Source organism: Streptomyces sp. NPDC048436 (genome assembly GCF_043200355.1).
Taxonomy (GTDB): Bacteria; Actinomycetota; Actinomycetes; order Streptomycetales; family Streptomycetaceae; genus Streptomyces.
In genome coordinates this window covers 674,410-689,622 of sequence record NZ_JBICXP010000001.1, presented here as the reverse complement: position 1 = coordinate 689,622, position 15,213 = coordinate 674,410, and the positions used below count along the sequence as shown (strand labels likewise).

Annotated in this window: 13 protein-coding genes; 6 read left to right on the top strand and 7 right to left on the bottom strand. The window is 71.1% G+C overall.

Going from position 1 to position 15,213, the window contains the following annotated elements; translation table 11 throughout:
* The first annotated feature begins 58 nt into the window (after positions 1-58).
* Complete coding sequence (locus ACGFX9_RS03185; RefSeq protein ID WP_393463742.1) at positions 59-637, top strand: TMEM165/GDT1 family protein; 579 nt, start codon at positions 59-61, stop codon at positions 635-637.
* Between the two features lie 165 nt (positions 638-802).
* Complete coding sequence (locus ACGFX9_RS03180; RefSeq protein ID WP_393463739.1) at positions 803-1,468, top strand: HAD-IA family hydrolase; 666 nt, start codon at positions 803-805, stop codon at positions 1,466-1,468.
* An 81-nt stretch (positions 1,469-1,549) separates the two neighbouring features.
* On the opposite strand, the gene ACGFX9_RS03175 is transcribed toward ACGFX9_RS03180, so the two are convergent.
* The gene (locus tag ACGFX9_RS03175; RefSeq protein ID WP_393463736.1) at positions 1,550-2,554 is read right to left on the bottom strand and encodes a peptidoglycan-binding protein; all 1,005 of its coding nucleotides are present in this window, start codon (positions 2,552-2,554) and stop codon (positions 1,550-1,552) included.
* 133 nt (positions 2,555-2,687) lie between these two features.
* On the opposite strand from ACGFX9_RS03175, the gene ACGFX9_RS03170 reads away from it, so the two are divergent.
* Positions 2,688-4,757: a DHA2 family efflux MFS transporter permease subunit gene (locus ACGFX9_RS03170; RefSeq protein ID WP_393463733.1), complete on the top strand. Its 2,070-nt coding sequence runs from the start codon at positions 2,688-2,690 to the stop codon at positions 4,755-4,757.
* Positions 4,758-4,792: 35 nt separating this feature from the next.
* On the opposite strand, the gene ACGFX9_RS03165 is transcribed toward ACGFX9_RS03170, so the two are convergent.
* From ACGFX9_RS03165 to ACGFX9_RS03155, 3 genes are all read right to left on the bottom strand, one after another.
* Positions 4,793-5,344 (bottom strand): GNAT family N-acetyltransferase, encoded by a 552-nt coding sequence (locus ACGFX9_RS03165; protein ID WP_393463731.1) that lies wholly within the window; start codon positions 5,342-5,344, stop codon positions 4,793-4,795.
* Positions 5,341-6,051, bottom strand: a complete 711-nt coding sequence (locus ACGFX9_RS03160; RefSeq protein WP_393463728.1) for a LysE family translocator — start codon at positions 6,049-6,051, stop codon at positions 5,341-5,343. The genes ACGFX9_RS03165 and ACGFX9_RS03160 overlap by 4 nt, the downstream gene beginning before the upstream one ends.
* A gap of 68 nt (positions 6,052-6,119) precedes the next feature.
* Positions 6,120-6,446, bottom strand: a complete 327-nt coding sequence (locus ACGFX9_RS03155) for an antibiotic biosynthesis monooxygenase family protein (RefSeq protein WP_393463725.1) — start codon at positions 6,444-6,446, stop codon at positions 6,120-6,122.
* Between the two features lie 208 nt (positions 6,447-6,654).
* Here ACGFX9_RS03155 and ACGFX9_RS03150 point away from each other — a divergent pair, with 208 nt between their 5' ends.
* Positions 6,655-7,047, top strand: a complete 393-nt coding sequence (locus ACGFX9_RS03150) for a hypothetical protein (RefSeq protein WP_393463722.1) — start codon at positions 6,655-6,657, stop codon at positions 7,045-7,047.
* A gap of 83 nt (positions 7,048-7,130) precedes the next feature.
* On the opposite strand, the gene ACGFX9_RS03145 is transcribed toward ACGFX9_RS03150, so the two are convergent.
* Positions 7,131-7,799 carry an O-methyltransferase gene (locus ACGFX9_RS03145; protein WP_393463719.1) on the bottom strand — a complete coding sequence of 223 codons (669 nt, stop codon included), beginning with the start codon at positions 7,797-7,799 and terminating at the stop codon, positions 7,131-7,133.
* A gap of 136 nt (positions 7,800-7,935) precedes the next feature.
* Between ACGFX9_RS03145 and ACGFX9_RS03140 the strand changes: the two genes are divergently transcribed.
* Positions 7,936-9,036: a serpin family protein gene (locus tag ACGFX9_RS03140; RefSeq protein WP_393463716.1), complete on the top strand. Its 1,101-nt coding sequence runs from the start codon at positions 7,936-7,938 to the stop codon at positions 9,034-9,036.
* Positions 9,037-9,538: 502 nt separating this feature from the next.
* Here ACGFX9_RS03140 and proP read toward each other — a convergent pair.
* Positions 9,539-10,888 carry a glycine betaine/L-proline transporter ProP gene (gene proP, locus ACGFX9_RS03135; RefSeq protein ID WP_393463713.1) on the bottom strand — a complete coding sequence of 450 codons (1,350 nt, stop codon included), beginning with the start codon at positions 10,886-10,888 and terminating at the stop codon, positions 9,539-9,541.
* A 578-nt stretch (positions 10,889-11,466) separates the two neighbouring features.
* Between proP and ACGFX9_RS03130 the strand changes: the two genes are divergently transcribed.
* Positions 11,467-13,533 carry a bifunctional glycosyltransferase 87/phosphatase PAP2 family protein gene (locus ACGFX9_RS03130; RefSeq protein WP_393463710.1) on the top strand — a complete coding sequence of 689 codons (2,067 nt, stop codon included), beginning with the start codon at positions 11,467-11,469 and terminating at the stop codon, positions 13,531-13,533.
* Here ACGFX9_RS03130 and ACGFX9_RS03125 read toward each other — a convergent pair.
* Positions 13,487-15,112: a hypothetical protein gene (locus ACGFX9_RS03125; RefSeq protein WP_393463707.1), complete on the bottom strand. Its 1,626-nt coding sequence runs from the start codon at positions 15,110-15,112 to the stop codon at positions 13,487-13,489. The genes ACGFX9_RS03130 and ACGFX9_RS03125 overlap by 47 nt on opposite strands.
* Positions 15,113-15,213 lie beyond the last annotated feature (101 nt).

The following is a 15,213-nucleotide window of genomic DNA, read 5'->3' as shown; positions in this document are numbered from 1 at the left end:
TGTCGTACGCGACGTACAGAACGCTCTCGGTGGGGCAGCCCCGACCGATTGAGGAACCTTGATCAGCATCAGCGTGATGGCGCTCGTCTTCGGCGTCGTCTTCCTTGCCGAACTCCCGGACAAGACAGCGCTGGCCGGGCTCGTCCTCGGGACGCGCTACCGTGCCTCGTACGTCTTCGTCGGGGTCGCGGCAGCCTTCGTCGTCCATGTCGTGCTCGCCGTGGCGGCGGGCAGCGTACTGACGCTCCTGCCGCAGCAGTTGCTGCACGCGCTCACCGGTGTGCTCTTCCTCTGCGGGGCGGCGATGCTGCTCCTGAAGGGCGGCGAGGACGAGGAAGCGGTCCGCGAGCCCAAGGACCAGAGCTTCTGGAAGGTGTCCGGAGCGGGCTTCATGCTGATCCTCGTCGCGGAGTTCGGCGATCTGACGCAGATCATGACCGCGAACCTGGCCGCCCGCTACGACGACCCGCTCTCCGTGGGTCTGGGCGCGGTGCTCGCGCTGTGGGCGGTCGCCGGTATCGGGATCGTCGGCGGAAAGGCGCTGATGAAGCGCGTGCCGCTCTCGCTCATCACCAAGATCGCGGCGCTGCTGATGCTGGCACTGGGGCTGTGGAGTCTTTACGAGGCGATCGCCTGAGGCGTCCCGCGACCACCGTGACCTGCGGTGCTGGCGTCCGGCGGCCCCTTTTTGTATCGTGGAGGAACAAAGTGGCTCCGCCCGTGTTCCCTGACCGGCGGGCGGGGCTGCCTTGATTCTTTCTCCGGCATTTTTTTCTTCGCGGAATCCCTGAGGAGTACGCCGATGACGGCCGAGACCGCCCCCGTTCTGACCGCCCGGGCCCTCCTCCTGGACATGGACGGCACCCTCGTCAACTCCGACGCGGTGGTCGAGCGCTGCTGGCGGCGCTGGACCGAGCGGCACGGACTCGACTTCGACGAGGTCATCAAGGTCGTCCACGGCCGCCAGGGGTACGCGTCCATGGCGGTGCTGCTCCCGGAGCGGCCCATGGAGGAGAACTACGCGGAGAACCGCGAGATGCTGGCCGCGGAGACCGCGGACATGGAGGGTGTCGTTCCCGTGCCGGGGGCTGCTGCCTTTCTGGCCTCGCTCGAGGGGCTGCCGCATGCGCTCGTGACGTCCGCGGACGTGCCCCTGTCCACCGGGCGGATGGCTGCGGCCGGGCTGCCGCTTCCCGCGGTGCGGGTCACCGCGGAGAGCGTGGGCGCGAGCAAGCCCGACCCCGAGGGTTTCCTCAAGGGCGCCGCGGAGCTGGGCTTCGACCCCGCTGACTGTGTGGTGTTCGAGGACTCCGGGGCGGGGATCGCCGCGGGGCTCGCGGCGGGCATGCGGGTCGTCGGGATCGGTCCCCGCGCGGGGGAGTACGGGCCCACCGTCCATGTTCCGGACCTGACGCGGGTGCGGGTCGAGGCGGTTGCCGAGGGCGGGCTTCGGCTGACGTTCGGCTGAGGCGGGGCTCCTTCGGCTCTGCGCCCACCACCCGGCTCTGCGCCCACCATCCGCCTCGGCGCCCACCACCCGCCGCCCGGGCTAAGGCTCCGAGGTTTCCGCCTCCAGGGCCGCCCGGGTCGCCTCCCCGTAGACGCCCTGCCCGTCCCGCTGCGTGCCGCGGGCCCACTGGAAGCGGGTCACGGCGTCCACGACCGGGGTGTTGTAGTGGCCGTTGGCCTCGCCCAGGTACAGGTAGAGCTGGTGCAGGCGCTGCTGCAGTTCCTTGACCTCGGGGCCTCTGTCGCCCTGGCGCAGCACCCCGCCGGAGGACGGCGCCGTCGATTTCACCGAGCCCGTCGCCCGCGCCGTCGAGCGGCTGGGTGACGGGGTGGGGTCCCGCTCGGCGGAGGCCGTCGGGGACGGTGACGCGCTCGCGCTACGTGACGCGGACGTGGACGTGGATGTGGACGGTGACGGGGGCCGGGACGCCGAGGGGGACGGTGAGGCCGTCGTCGGCGCCGGATCCCTGGCGGAGCCGGACGGGGCGTGCACGGCCCGCGTCGGCACGTCCGGCAGCGCCTGCTCCCGCTGCGGCTTGTCGGGCGCGAGCAGGGCCGCGGCGAGCGCCGCGCCGGCCACCACTGCCACCACCGCGCCGATCCCCGCGTACAGCGCGGTGCGGCGGCGCCGGGGCTCGGGTTCGTCGGCGTACGGCTCCGCGTCGTCGTACGACTCGGAGGGCGCGGCCGGCCGCGGGCCCTCGCCCGGCAGCTCCCCGTCCGCCGCGCCCCTCCTGAACAGACCCACATCCGCCGTCCGAGGCGTGGCCACCGCCTCCGGTGGCAGAACAGGGGAAACGGAAGGGGACGCGGGCCCCGGCTCCGGCAGCGTCACGTACGGCCGGATCCGCAGCGGATCGAAGTCCTCCACGGCGGCGGCGTCCGCGGACCTCGTGTCCCGCGCGGCGTCGGCGGCCCGCTCCGTACAGCCGCAGGCGGGCGCGCTGCCCGCCTCCCGCGACGTACCGCACTCGGGACAACGCTGACCGCCCGGGCCGTCATGGCCGCCCTGGGCGCCGCTCACAGGTCTCTCCGTGCTGCTCACGCTTCGTACCCCACCCCTAGAGAACTCCAGCGATTATGCAGACCGCCGGTTCAACAGGCCATAACGGGTCACACGGACCACGATGGAGAGGGAGAGGCCCCTCAGGACACACAGGAGCCCTCAGGAGGTGTCCATGACCCAGGACGTCAGCGCCCGCCCCGCGGAGCAGGGGCCCGAACCAACGCCCGGACGGCCGGACCAGCACGCGCACGGCGGTGTACTGATCTCCATCGGGGCGCTGCTGCTCGGCATGCTGCTCGCCGCCCTCGACCAGACCATCGTCTCGACCGCGCTGCCGACCATCGTCAGCGAGCTGGGCGGCATGGAACACCTGTCCTGGGTCGTCACCGCGTATCTGCTCGCCGCGACGGCCGCGACGCCGCTCTGGGGCAAGCTGGGCGACCAGTACGGCCGCAAGAAGCTGTTCCAGCTCGCCATCGTCATCTTCCTGGTCAGCTCCGCGCTCTGCGGCATGGCGCAGAACATGCCGCAGCTCATCGGCTTCCGCGCGCTCCAGGGAATCGGTGGTGGCGGACTGATGGTCCTGTCGATGGCGATCGTCGGCGACATCGTCTCGCCGCGCGAACGAGGCAAGTACCAGGGCCTGTTCGGCGCGGTCTTCGGCGCGACGAGTGTCCTCGGACCGCTGCTCGGCGGCCTGTTCACCGAGCATCTCAGCTGGCGCTGGGTCTTCTACATCAACCTTCCCATCGGCGTCGTCGCGCTCGTCGTCATCGCCGCCGCCCTGCACATCCCGGTGCGTTCGACGAAGCACACCATCGACTACCTCGGAACCTTCCTGATCGCGGCCGTCGCCACCTGCCTCGTCCTCGTCGCCTCGCTCGGCGGCACCACCTGGGGCTGGGGCTCGCCGCAGATCATCGTCCTCGCGGTGCTCGGGGTCGCGCTCGCCGTCGTCTTCGTGACGGTCGAGCGCAGGGCGGCCGAACCGGTCCTGCCGATGAAACTGTTCCGGGTCAGGACGTTCACGCTCGCCGCGATCATCAGCTTCGTGGTCGGCTTCGCGATGTTCGGCGCGATGACCTATCTGCCGACGTTCCTCCAGGTCGTCCAGGGTGTCTCGCCGACCATGTCGGGCGTGCACATGCTGCCGATGGTGCTCGGCATGCTGATCTCGTCGACCGGCTCCGGCCAGATCGTCAGCCGTACGGGCCGCTGGAAGGTGTTCCCCATCGCGGGCACCGGCGTCACCGCCCTCGGCCTTCTCCTGCTCCACCAGCTCGACGAGCACAGCGGCACGGGCGAGATGAGCGCCTTCTTCTTCGTCTTCGGCTTCGGGCTCGGCCTTGTCATGCAGGTCCTGGTGCTCATCGTGCAGAACGCGGTGCCGTACGGGGACCTGGGCGTCGCCACCTCCGGCGCGACGTTCTTCCGCTCGATCGGCGCCTCGTTCGGTGTCGCCATCTTCGGCACGATCTTCACCAACCGGCTCGTCACCAACCTCTCCGCCGCCGTCGCGGGGCAGCAACTGCCGCCCGGCGCCAGCGCGGACTCACTCCGGTCGGACCCGCGCGGCATCGCCGAACTCCCCGCGGCTCTGCGGCCCGATGTCGTGCACGCCTACGCCTCGTCCATCACGGACGTCTTCCTGTACGCGGCACCGGTCGCCCTGGTCGCGTTCCTCCTGGCCTGGTTCCTGCGCGAGGACAAACTGCGCGGCTCGGTCACGGCGCCCGATCCGACGCAGACGCTCGCCAGCAACCCCGTCGAACGTTCGTCGTACGACGAGGTGGCGAGGGCGCTCTCGGTCCTCGGCACACGCGAGGGGCGCCGCGAGATCTACGTACGGATCACCGAGCGCGCGGGCTACGACCTGCTGCCCGCCGCCAGCTGGCTCCTCCTGCGGATCAGCCGCCACGGCCACGTCGAACCGGCGGCGCTCGCCGCGCGCAGCACCGTACCGCTGAACGTGATCACGGCGGCGTCCCGGCAGGTCGAGGAGCGCCGGCTCGCCCGGCGCGAGGGCATGGGCCTGACCCTGACCGACGAGGGGCGGGCGGCTGTCGTCAGGCTGGCCAGGGCCCGTGAGGAGTCCCTGTCCGAGCTGCTCGGCGACTGGTGGGGCCCGGACCGGCCCACCGACCTGGTCAAGCTGGTCGAGGAGCTCGGCGCGGAGATGTGCGGTTCGGACGCCGAACGGCCGCACAACGGCAGGCCACCACAGCGCGGGGTGGCGGCCTGAGCGGCGCCGCCACCTCGCTTCGGCCTCAACCGCCCTCAACCGCCCGCCGGTGCCAGCTTCTTGGCGTACCAGCACTCGGCGTACATCCGCTCGGTGAGCGGCTCGCTCTCCTCGTAACCGTGTCGCGCGTACAGCGCCCTGGCCTCGACCAGATCGAGGCGTGTGTCGAGGATGATCTGCCCCGCGCCGAGCGCGCGGGCCGCGTCCTCTGCGGCGGCGAGGAGGAGGGCGGCGCCGCCCTTGCCGCGCATGTCCTCGCGGAGGAAGACCCGCTTGAGCTCGGCGATAGGGGTGCCCTTCATGTCGCCCATCAGCCGCACTCCGGCCGTCCCCGCGGGCTCGCTCCCGTACCGGGCCACAAGGAGTACGCCGTTGGGCGGGCGGAGGTCGTCCCCGGTCTCCGCTGCGACCTCGCGCTCCAGCTCGTCGGGTGCGGTTTTGCGCCCCTCGTGGAGGAGGTAATACCGGTCGCTGACCTCCGTGTAGTACGCGCGCCAGAGCGCGGCGGCGACAGGGGAGCCGACGGCTTCGGGGGTGATGGTCCAGGAGGAGGCGGTCCGCGGGGTGCGGATCTCGGTGTGGGTCATGGGGGCCATTGTCGGGAGGGAACTGCCATGCTCCGCAAGCGAATTAGGGGGCCGCGGTCCCTCCCGGGGCAGTCCTTGCGCCCGGTCGCGGCAACGCTGACCCCGAGCCCGATCATCGTGAGCCCGCCGACGCCGCCGATCATCGAGAGCCGCCGCGGTGAGTGCGCGAACCAGCCTCGCGCGGTGGCCGCGACCAGGCCCCACACACTGTCGGAGGCCACGGCGATGACGTTGAAGACGAGGCCGAGGAGCAGCATCTGCAGCATGACGTGGCCCTGCTCGCGGTCGACGAACTGCGGCAGCACGGCGGCGAAGAAGACGATGGTCTTGGGGTTGGCCACGCCGACCGCGAACCCTTCCCACAACGTACGCAGCCCACCGTGCGCGGGGCCGCCGCCGGTGAACGCCGCGTGCAAAGACCGGCGTTGGCGCACGGCCTTGACACCCAGGTAGACCAGGTAAGCGGCGCCGACCAGCTTCAGCGCGGTGAAGACGACGACCGAGCGCTCGACGACGGACCCGACGCCGAGCGCCACGGCGACGACGAGTACGTAGGCGCCGATCGTGTTCCCCACGACCGACGTCAGCGCGGCACGACGCCCCTGGGCCAGCGCCCGCCCGATCACGAACAGGACGCTGGGCCCAGGGATCACGATCAGCAGGAACGACATCGCCGCGAAGGCGAGTACCCGGTCGGTGGACATCATGGGGTCATCGCACCATGGGGCGGGCGCGAGCCGATACCGTTTTTCCGCGCACCTGGACCGGCGTGGGCCTAGCTCTTGGGGGCGGCCTGCTGCACGACTTCGAAGGACCACACCGCGGCGCTGCTCGAAGCGGGCTTGGGCCGCTCCCCGCCACCTTCGCCACCGCCCTGGTGCGCGGCCTTCATCGGGCCTTCCATCCACGCCTGGAAGGACTCCTCGTCGCGCCAACGGGTGTAGACCAGGTAGTCGTCGGTGCCTTCGATGGGGCGGAGGAGCTCGAACCACTCGAAGCCGTCGGAGTTCTCGACGGCGCCTGCGCGGGAGGCGAAGCGCTTCTCCAGGACCTCGCGCTGCTCGGCAGGCACTTGCAGGACATTGATTTTCACGATGCTCATGGGCCCATCCTCGCGCACGCCGGGGCGTCGGGCCCAGCGGCGATGACTTCGTCGGCCTCCTTGCGGGGTCCATTGTTCCTGGCGGCCGTGCTTTCGCGTCGGGCGCGCCTTAAGATGCGGCGGCGCGGGGCGTGTGCGTGGGTGTGTGCGGCTGCCGCGTGTTCTGCCGCTGAGAGCTGGTTCTGACCGCTGAGAGCTGGGGGCGTACGTGCTTGAGCTGACCATGGCCTGTGTGTCAGGGGCGGACGCGGGGGCCACCGCGGGCATGCTCATGGCCGACGCGCCGAGCGCGCCGGGTGCTGTGCTGCGGGTGGGGCGCGATCGCGGTGTGTGCCGCCTTGTACCGCCGGACGACTGGCTGTTCGTATCGCGTACGCATCTTGAGTTCCGCTGCGGGGCCGACGGGGTCTGGCTCCTCAGCTGGCTGCGGGGGTCGCATCCCGAGCCCGCCTCCGAGGTGCGGCTGACGGTGGGCGGGGTGACGTCGCCTCTTGAGTACGGGGGGTCGGCGCCGCTGCCGCGGGACGGGTCCGGCGATGTGGTCATCCTGGACCGGGCCGGGCCCCGCAGTGTGAACGTCGGTTTCTATCAGGAGAGTTGAGGGGCTGACTCCTCCCCGGACTGCTCTCCGGACTCCACTCCGGCCTTCTCTTCGGCCCGCGCCTGCTGCCCGCCACCGGGTGTTCAGTCCAGCACGCGGGCCAGCGCGAAGCCGTCGTAACCCTTCGTGCCCACCGTCTGCAGCGCCGTGCCGGCCAACTTCGGGTGCCGTGCGATGAGTTCGAGCGCGGCGCGGGTGCCCTGTACGGCGGCATCGGTGGTGGCGGCGTCGGCCACCCGGCCGCTCCGTACGACGTTGTCGACGATGATCAGGCTGCCGGGGCGGGTGAGCTTGATCGACCACTCCACGTAGTGGGGGTTGTTGGCCTTGTCCGCGTCGATGAAGACCAGGTCGAAGGGGGCGGCACCCTCGTCGACGAGTTCGGCGAGCGAGTCGAGGGCGGGGCCCACGCGGACCTCGGTGAGCTTGTCGAGCCCGGCGCGGGCGAGGTTGCCGCGGGCCACGTCGGCGTGGACCGGGGAGTACTCCAGAGTGACGAGGTGGCCGTCGGCGGGCAGGGCGCGGGCCAGCCAGATCGTGCTGTAGCCGCCGAGCGTGCCGATCTCCAGGATGCGGTGCGCGCCCTGGACCTGGGCGAGGAGCTGGAGCAGCTTGCCCTGGTTCGGGGCGACGCTGATCTGCGGCAGACCTGCGGCGTCGCTGTCCCTCAGGGCCGCGGTCAGCACCTCGTCGGCGGGGGCGAGGAGTTCGGTGAGGTAGGTGTCCACTGCGGTCCACTGCTGCTGGGTCATGGGGGCCTCTCCGAGTGTTCGTTAGGTTCGCTAACGATGTTAGTGGGGTGGGGGTCGATTGTCAGTGGTGACTCGCATACTGGGGTGGTCGGGCTGCGCAGGCGGGATGCGTGGCCGCGGGCCGCGGGGGTTTGAGATGACGTACGGGACCGGGCAGGTGCTGCCTTCGGCTGAGATCCGGGGGCTTGCCGATCGGTGGCTGCCGCTGATGGCTTCGCCGGGTGCGGGGGACTTCGTCTGCTCGCCCGCGGGGCTGTGGCTCGCGCTTGCGGCCGTAGCGGTGGGCGCGCGGGAGGAAACCGCCGGGGAGCTGCGGGAGTTGCTCGGCGTCGGGGGAGAAGGGGCAGCGGGTGCGGTGGCGGGAGCCGCGCGGGTGCTGGCCGATACGGACGCGGTGGCCGTCGCCACCCGGGTATGGAGCCGGGTTCCGGTGTACCGGGCCTATCGGGAGGCGTTGCCGGAGGTGGGGTTCGGGCCGATGGACCCGGACGGCATCGACGCGTGGGTGCGGGAGGCCACGGGCGGGCTTGTCGAGCGGCTGCCGGTGGTGATCACTCCGGATGTGCTCCTCCTTCTGGTCAACGCCCTCGCGCTCAAGGCGCGTTGGGAGGTCCCCTTCGAAGGCGCGGGCACGCATGACCAGGACTTCACGGACGCACTCGGGGTGCGGCACCGGGTGCCCACCATGCATCGGCCCGTTCCGCTGAACTGCGCCTGGACGGTGGGCGGCGCGAGCGTCGTGGAGCTGAAGTGCCGCGCCGGGGGCGGGCGGGCGCCGGCCCGCGTGCGGTTCGTGCTCGGGGAGCCGGGCGCGGGGGCCGCCGAGGTGCTGCCGCTGGCGTGGGCACCGGAGGGGCGGTGGACCGGGATCGACGCGGAGCAGATCAACATGGCACTGCCGCGGATGTCCTTGCGGACGCGGGTCGACGCGACGGAGCAGTTGGCCGCACTGGGCGTGCGGTGGGCCATGAGCGTGGGGGCCGACTTCTCCGGGATGTCGCCGGAGAAGCTCGCGATATCGCAGGTGGTGCAGGAGGCGGTGCTGAAGATCGCGGAGGAGGGGGTGGAGGCGGCGGCGGTCACCGCGGTGCCAATGGCTCCTGGCGGGGCGCCTTACCGGCCACCCCGGCGAATCGAGTGGATCGCCTTCAACCGCCCGTTCGGGGTTGTGGTGCTTGACGGCACGGGCGAGGTGCCGTTGTTCGCCGCTTGGCAGGGGGGTGTGCCGGGGTTGTGATGAAGCCCGGAGCGCGGAGGGAGCTGCGGCGGCGGGGCGTGGGCAGCAAGTGGGGACGCCCGCACCTGCGGAAGCGAGGCGTGGTCAGAGGGGGAACGGTGGAGAGAACCACACTCGCGGAAGGGAAGGCACAACCCGGCAGCGGCGGATAGCCATTGACCCCCTCCGCCCCCACTGCCGGGGGTGACCCCGCGGCGGCGGTACTGGTCGGCCCTCACCGCACCGCGGACGTCCCCCGCCACCCCCGCCGGGGGTGATGGCCCCGCGGCGGCGGTAGTCGTCGGCCCTCACCGCACCGCGGACGCCCCCCGCCACGACTGCCAGGGGTGACCCCGCGGCGGCAGCAGTCGTCGGCCCTCGCCGCACCGCGGATGCAGTCCCCGCCACCCCGGCCGGGGGGCGGCCCCGCGGCGGCGGTACTGGTTGGCCCTCACCGCACCGCTGACGCAGTCCCCGCCACCCCCGCCGGAGGCGACCCCGCGGCGGCAGCAGTCGTCGGGCCTCACCGCACCGCGGACGTAGTCCCCGCCTCCACCGCCGGGGGCGAACCCGGCAGTGGCCTGCCCGCGCTCTCGTTCATGAACCAGACCGCGACGCCGCCCACCACCGCCGCCGCCATCATGTAATACGCGGGCATCATCATGTTCCCCGTCGCTCCGATCAGCGCCGTCACCACCAGCGGTGTCGTGCCTCCGAAGATCGACACGGAGATGTTGAAGCCGATGGAGAGCGAGCCGTAGCGGACCTTCGTCGGGAACAGGGCGGGGAGCGTCGACGGCATCGACGCCGTGAAGCAGACCAGGAGCAGGCCGAGCGCCGCCATGCCCAGGCCGATCGCCCAGAGCGAGCCCTGGCGGATCAGGAGCAGGGCCGGGACCGAGAGGAGAAGGAAGCCCGCGCAGCCCGCCGCGATCACCGGGCGGCGGCCCACCCGGTCGGTCAGCGCGCCCGCGAACGGCTGGACGCACATCATCAGCGCCATCACGGCGAGCACGACGAGCAGCCCGTGCGTCGCGTCGTACTTCAGTTCGCTCGTCAGATAGCTCGGCATGTACGAGAGCAGCATGTAGTCCGTGACGTTGAAGACCAGGACCAGGCCCATGCACAGGAGCAGCGACTTCCACTGTCCCGTGACCATGTCGCGCAGCCGCACCTTCGGCCGGGACTGCTCGTCCTTGTGCGCCTTCGCCAGCTCCGCCGCGAACGCCGGGGTCTCCTCGAGCCTCATCCGCAGATACAGGCCGATCAGACCCATCGGGCCCGCGATCAGGAACGGGATGCGCCAGCCCCAGGAGAGCAGGTCCTCCGAGGAGAGCAGGGCCGTCATCAGGGTCACGAGGCCCGCGCCGCCGATGTAGCCCGCCAGTGTGCCGAACTCCAGCCAGCTGCCGAGGAAGCCCCGCTTCTTGTCGGGGGCGTACTCGGCGATGAAGGTGGACGCGCCCGCGTACTCGCCGCCCGTCGAGAAGCCCTGCACCAGGCGGGCGAGCAGAAGCAGGATCGGGGCGCCCACGCCGATCGTCGCGTAGGAGGGGATCAGGCCGATGGCGAACGTGCCCGCGGCCATCATGATCATGGTGAGGGCGAGGACCTTCTGGCGGCCGACGCGGTCGCCGAGCGGCCCGAAGACCATGCCCCCGAGCGGGCGGATCAGGAACGCCGCGGCGAAGGCGCCGAAGGTGGAGAGCAGCTGGGCCGTGGGGTTGCCCGAGGGGAAGAAGACCTTGCCGAGCGTCACGGCGATGTAGCTGTAGACGCCGAAGTCGAACCACTCCATCGCGTTCCCGAGCGCTGCCGCCTTCACCGCACGCTTGACCAGCGCGGGGTCGACCACAGTGGCACCCTCGGGCATCTCCGGAGGCTCCGACGACCGCGCGGATGGCGGGGCCTGGGTCCTGGGGGCGACGGCTGCGTTGGGAGCGACGGCTGCGGCGGTCGGCAAGGGTTCGCTCGCCTGCCTCTCGGTTGACGACAAGGACAGAGCCGCCCGGCGAGGGGCGGCCCGCAAGCGACCATAGGTGTAGGTGGCATCATTACGGGCGGTGTCCGGTCAGTCGCATACGGGCCCTAAAGTGCCGTTATCCAGGGCAAATGGATCTCCTTCCGACGGCGCCGACCAGGTGTGTTTGTGATCTATGTCGCGCCTTGTGCCGGGAACCGCGCCCCCCGGTTGCGGCGGTCATCCCATGGAGGGGCGATGGTGGAGTGATGGACACTCTGTGGAGGCCTGAGGGCCGTACGGCCGAAACCCCGGTTAGGTAGTCCGCCCGAATGCCGATAGAAAGCTGTGGCGAGCTCTCTGTGGCTGCCAGGTGAAATGGGGGTTGCGCGCGTCCTGTTGAAGGGCGCGGCCCCTCGGTTCCGACCAGGTGATCGGACCGGCGACGGGACAGAGCTGAGATGACGAGCGGGCGGGAGGGCGGACGGCGCGTGGCGAATGTCGAGCACAGGGGACCGGGACCGGGAGATGCCTTTGGAGCGGGGGCGTCCGGTACGCCGAAGGAGCGGATCGCGGCGGTCCGCGTAGCCCTCTGGCTGATCGCGGCCGTCCTCGCCGCGAGACAGGCGGCCGCCGTGCTGCGTACGCCGAAGGGTGACCGACTCATCGACCTGGAGACCTGGATAGGGCCGGACGGCGTCCTGCACGTGAACGGCTCTCTGTACGACGCGGACAAGTTCTCCGGCACCCCCTTCGCCGGACTCGTGCTCAAGCCGTTCTCGCGCGCCGCCGAGCAAGCACTCGGCTGGGGCTGGACGTTCGGCACGCTGCTCCTCGTCGTCATCCTCGGCCTCGTCGCCGCCCGCGCCCTGCCGCAGCCCGTGTCCCGGCGCACCTCCCTGCTCGCCGCGCCCGTCGCGATCAGCCTCCTGATGCTGTCGCTCCCGGTGCGCAACACCCTGTACCTCGGCCAGACCAGCATCCTTCCCGTACTGCTCGTCCTGCTCGGATGCTTCGCGGTCCGCGGGGAGCGCGGCAGCGGCATCCTCATCGGCATCGGGGCCGCGCTGCAGCCCGCCGTGCTGCTCTTCGCCGCCCTGTTCTGGTTCACCGGCCGCAGGCGCGCCGCACTCTCCACCGGCGCCACCTTCCTCGCCTGCACCGCGCTGGCCTGGGCCGCGATGCCGCACGACTCCTGGACGTACTGGGTGCACCATCTGGCAGGCGCGGGCCTGGGCGCGCGCCCGGACGGCCTCGCCAACCAGTCGCTGCACGGCGCGCTGCTGCGGTTCGGCCTCCAAGGCCCGCTGGAGATCGGCCTCTTCCTGGTCCTCGGCGCGGGCGTCGTGTACCTGGGCCTGCGCCGCGCCGTCCGCTACGCCAAGGACGGACAGCTGCTGCTCGCCGTCGCGATCACCGGCTGCGTCGCCGTCGCGGTCTCCCCGACGACCTGGCAGCACCAGCTCCTGTGGGTGCTGCTCGCGGTGGTCGGCCGGGTCGGCAAGAAGCAGTCCGACCGCTACATGTGGCCGGTGGCCGTCCTCCTCGTGTCGACGCTGCCGGCGAAGATGATGCTGCCGAACATGCCGGTCGTGGAGCCGATCCGCGACAACGTCGTACTGATCGCCGCGCTCGCCGCCGCCACCGTCGTGCCGTTCCTCTCCCGTACGGCCCCTCAGTACCAGGCGCCCATCCCCACCGACTACGCGGCGCCCGCGCCCGCGCGCTGGAGCTGGGTGCCGCTGCTTCCGTTCTGGCGCCGGGTCACCACCCGGCCGAACCTGCTCCTCGAACTCCTCCTGATCCGCGTCGGCTACTCCGCCTACCAGCAGGCACGCCTCGCTGCGACCGGCGGCACCAACTCGGGCGGCCGTGCCACCGCCGAGCACCACGGCGACCAGATCTACTCGATCGAGCGGTTCCTGCACATCGACATCGAGCACTGGGTCAACCACGCGGTGGTGAAGGTCGACTGGCTGGAGGAGTTCTTCAACTTCTACTACACGTCGTTCCACTTCGTGGTGCCGCTGAGCGTCCTCGCCGTCCTCTACCTCCGGCGCCCCGCCGACTACCGCTGGGCACGCTCGGCCCTCGGCTTCGCGACGCTCCTCGCACTCGTCGGGTTCTGGCTCTACCCGCTGGCGCCGCCGCGTCTGATGCCGGGCCTCGGCTTCATCGACACCGTGCACGGCGTGCAGGACTTCAGCCAGCCTGACTACGGCACGCTGACCGCGCTCACCAACCAGTACGCGGCGATGCCCTCGCTGCACTTCGGCTGGTCGCTGTGGTGCGGTGTGGTGATCGTGATCTTCGCGCCGAAGTGGTGGATGAAGGCGCTCGGCCTGCTGCACCCGCTGTTCACGGTCTCCGCGATCGTCGCCACCGGAAACCACTGGGTCATGGACGCGGTGGGCGGCGCGACCGTCGTAGGCGCGGGCTTCGGCCTCGCCTACGTCCTGGCAGGACCGCGGGTGAGACGCCCCTCGGAGGTGGAGGTGGAGGCGGAGCCGGTCATCGACATGTCGAAGGACTCGGCGAAGGACCGTACCCCGAGTTGATCTTGTAGGTCCCGGGTGCGGTCACCGTAAGACGGGTGAACTCGCCGTGCCGCTTCAGGCAGGCTCCCTCTGCCCGAAGCCACGGCGAGTACACCAGGCGCAGCGTCACCGGCTCGCGTGTGGGCACGCGGACCGTCAGGTCCGAGCCGGTGGCCCGCACGACGGACGCGGGCGCCGACACCATCGGCACCGCGTCGCGCACCTTGAACACCTGCCAGTTCGCGTCCCGCCACACCGGATCGAGCCACGTGGGACCACTGGCGACCAGCGCCGCCTCTTCCTCGGCGAACCCGTCCGGCTTGCCCGAGGGCAGCACCACGTAGCCGACCGCCCACTTGTCCAGCCACGCCCGGTAGGTGGCTGCCGAGAAGGACCCGTCGTAGAAGAGGCGGCCACGCTCGATGTCGAGCTGCCGGTTCCAGCCGCGCGCCATGTTCACGTACGGGGCGAGGGCCGTGGCCTCGCGGTGATTGCGCGCCGGGACCACCTCCACGCGCCCCCGGTCGGCTCCAAGACGCTCCAGTTCCTCCACCACACCCTGGGTGTCGGCGGCCCACTTGGGCACGGTCGTCGAGACCGTCAGGTCGTCGGCCGTCTTCTGTGTCACCCAGGCCGTGGACAGCACGAGCGCGGTGATGAGCACGATGCGCCGTACGCGGTGCAGAGCGGGCGTGGACAAGGCGGCGAGCAGCGCGGCGGGCGCGAAGAGCTCGGCGAGACGCTCGACGTTCGTGCCGATCGGGGACGGGACGATATACGTCAGGACCGTACCGGCCGCGTACACGGCGGACCCCCACCGCAGCACCCGCCACTCGCGCGGAGCCGCCACGATGAGCGCCAGGCCGAACAACACCGGCGGAAAGACACGGTCGAACGGCATCAGCTGCTCGCCCCTGAACGGGAAGAGCACGGTCGTCGCCCCCACGACCACCACCGGCGGCACGAGCAGCGCCGCGCCCCGCCCCCAGTCTCGTACGAGGAAATACCCGGCGCCCGCCACCACCAGAAAGAGCCCCGCCACCGGACTGGACATGGCGGCGAGCGCCCCGCACACCACGGCGGCCCCCACGCGCCGCTCCCGCACGAGCACCAGACACGCGGCGAGCCCGAAGGCGAGACCGAGCGCGAACGTAGTACGCCCCGAAGCGACGTTGCACCACACGGCGAGCGAGGCGAGAACGGCGGGCCACAGCGGACGCCGTATCCCGGTGCGCTCGATGAGCGCGGCGGCCAGCCAGGCGCCGGCGACGCCGGACACCACCGTCACCGTCTTCACGCCGACGGCGGCCATCAGGTAGGGGGAGATGAGGCTGTAGTTGGCGGTATGCATGCCGCCGTACCAGAAGAGCCCGTACGCGGAGGCGCCGTGCTCGGACGCGAACCGGGCCCAGGCCTCCTGCGCCGCCAGATCCCCGCCACCGGTGGCGAGGAAGGCCGCCCACACCGCGTACAGCGGCAGCGTGGGCAACGTGGCAAGGAGCGGAACCCTGCGCCGCCGCCAGAACGCGCGGAGGGTCCCCTTCCGCTCCGTGGGCGCGCCGCTGTCCGGTGGCGCGAGAGGAAGACCGGCGGAGACCACGGCGACCGTTTCCGTTCGAAGTCTTGGAGGAGCAAGGCTTGCTTCTCCAGACGCGTCACGCAACGGAAACGTTGGCTCATGGCGCCCGATGGCTGGATATG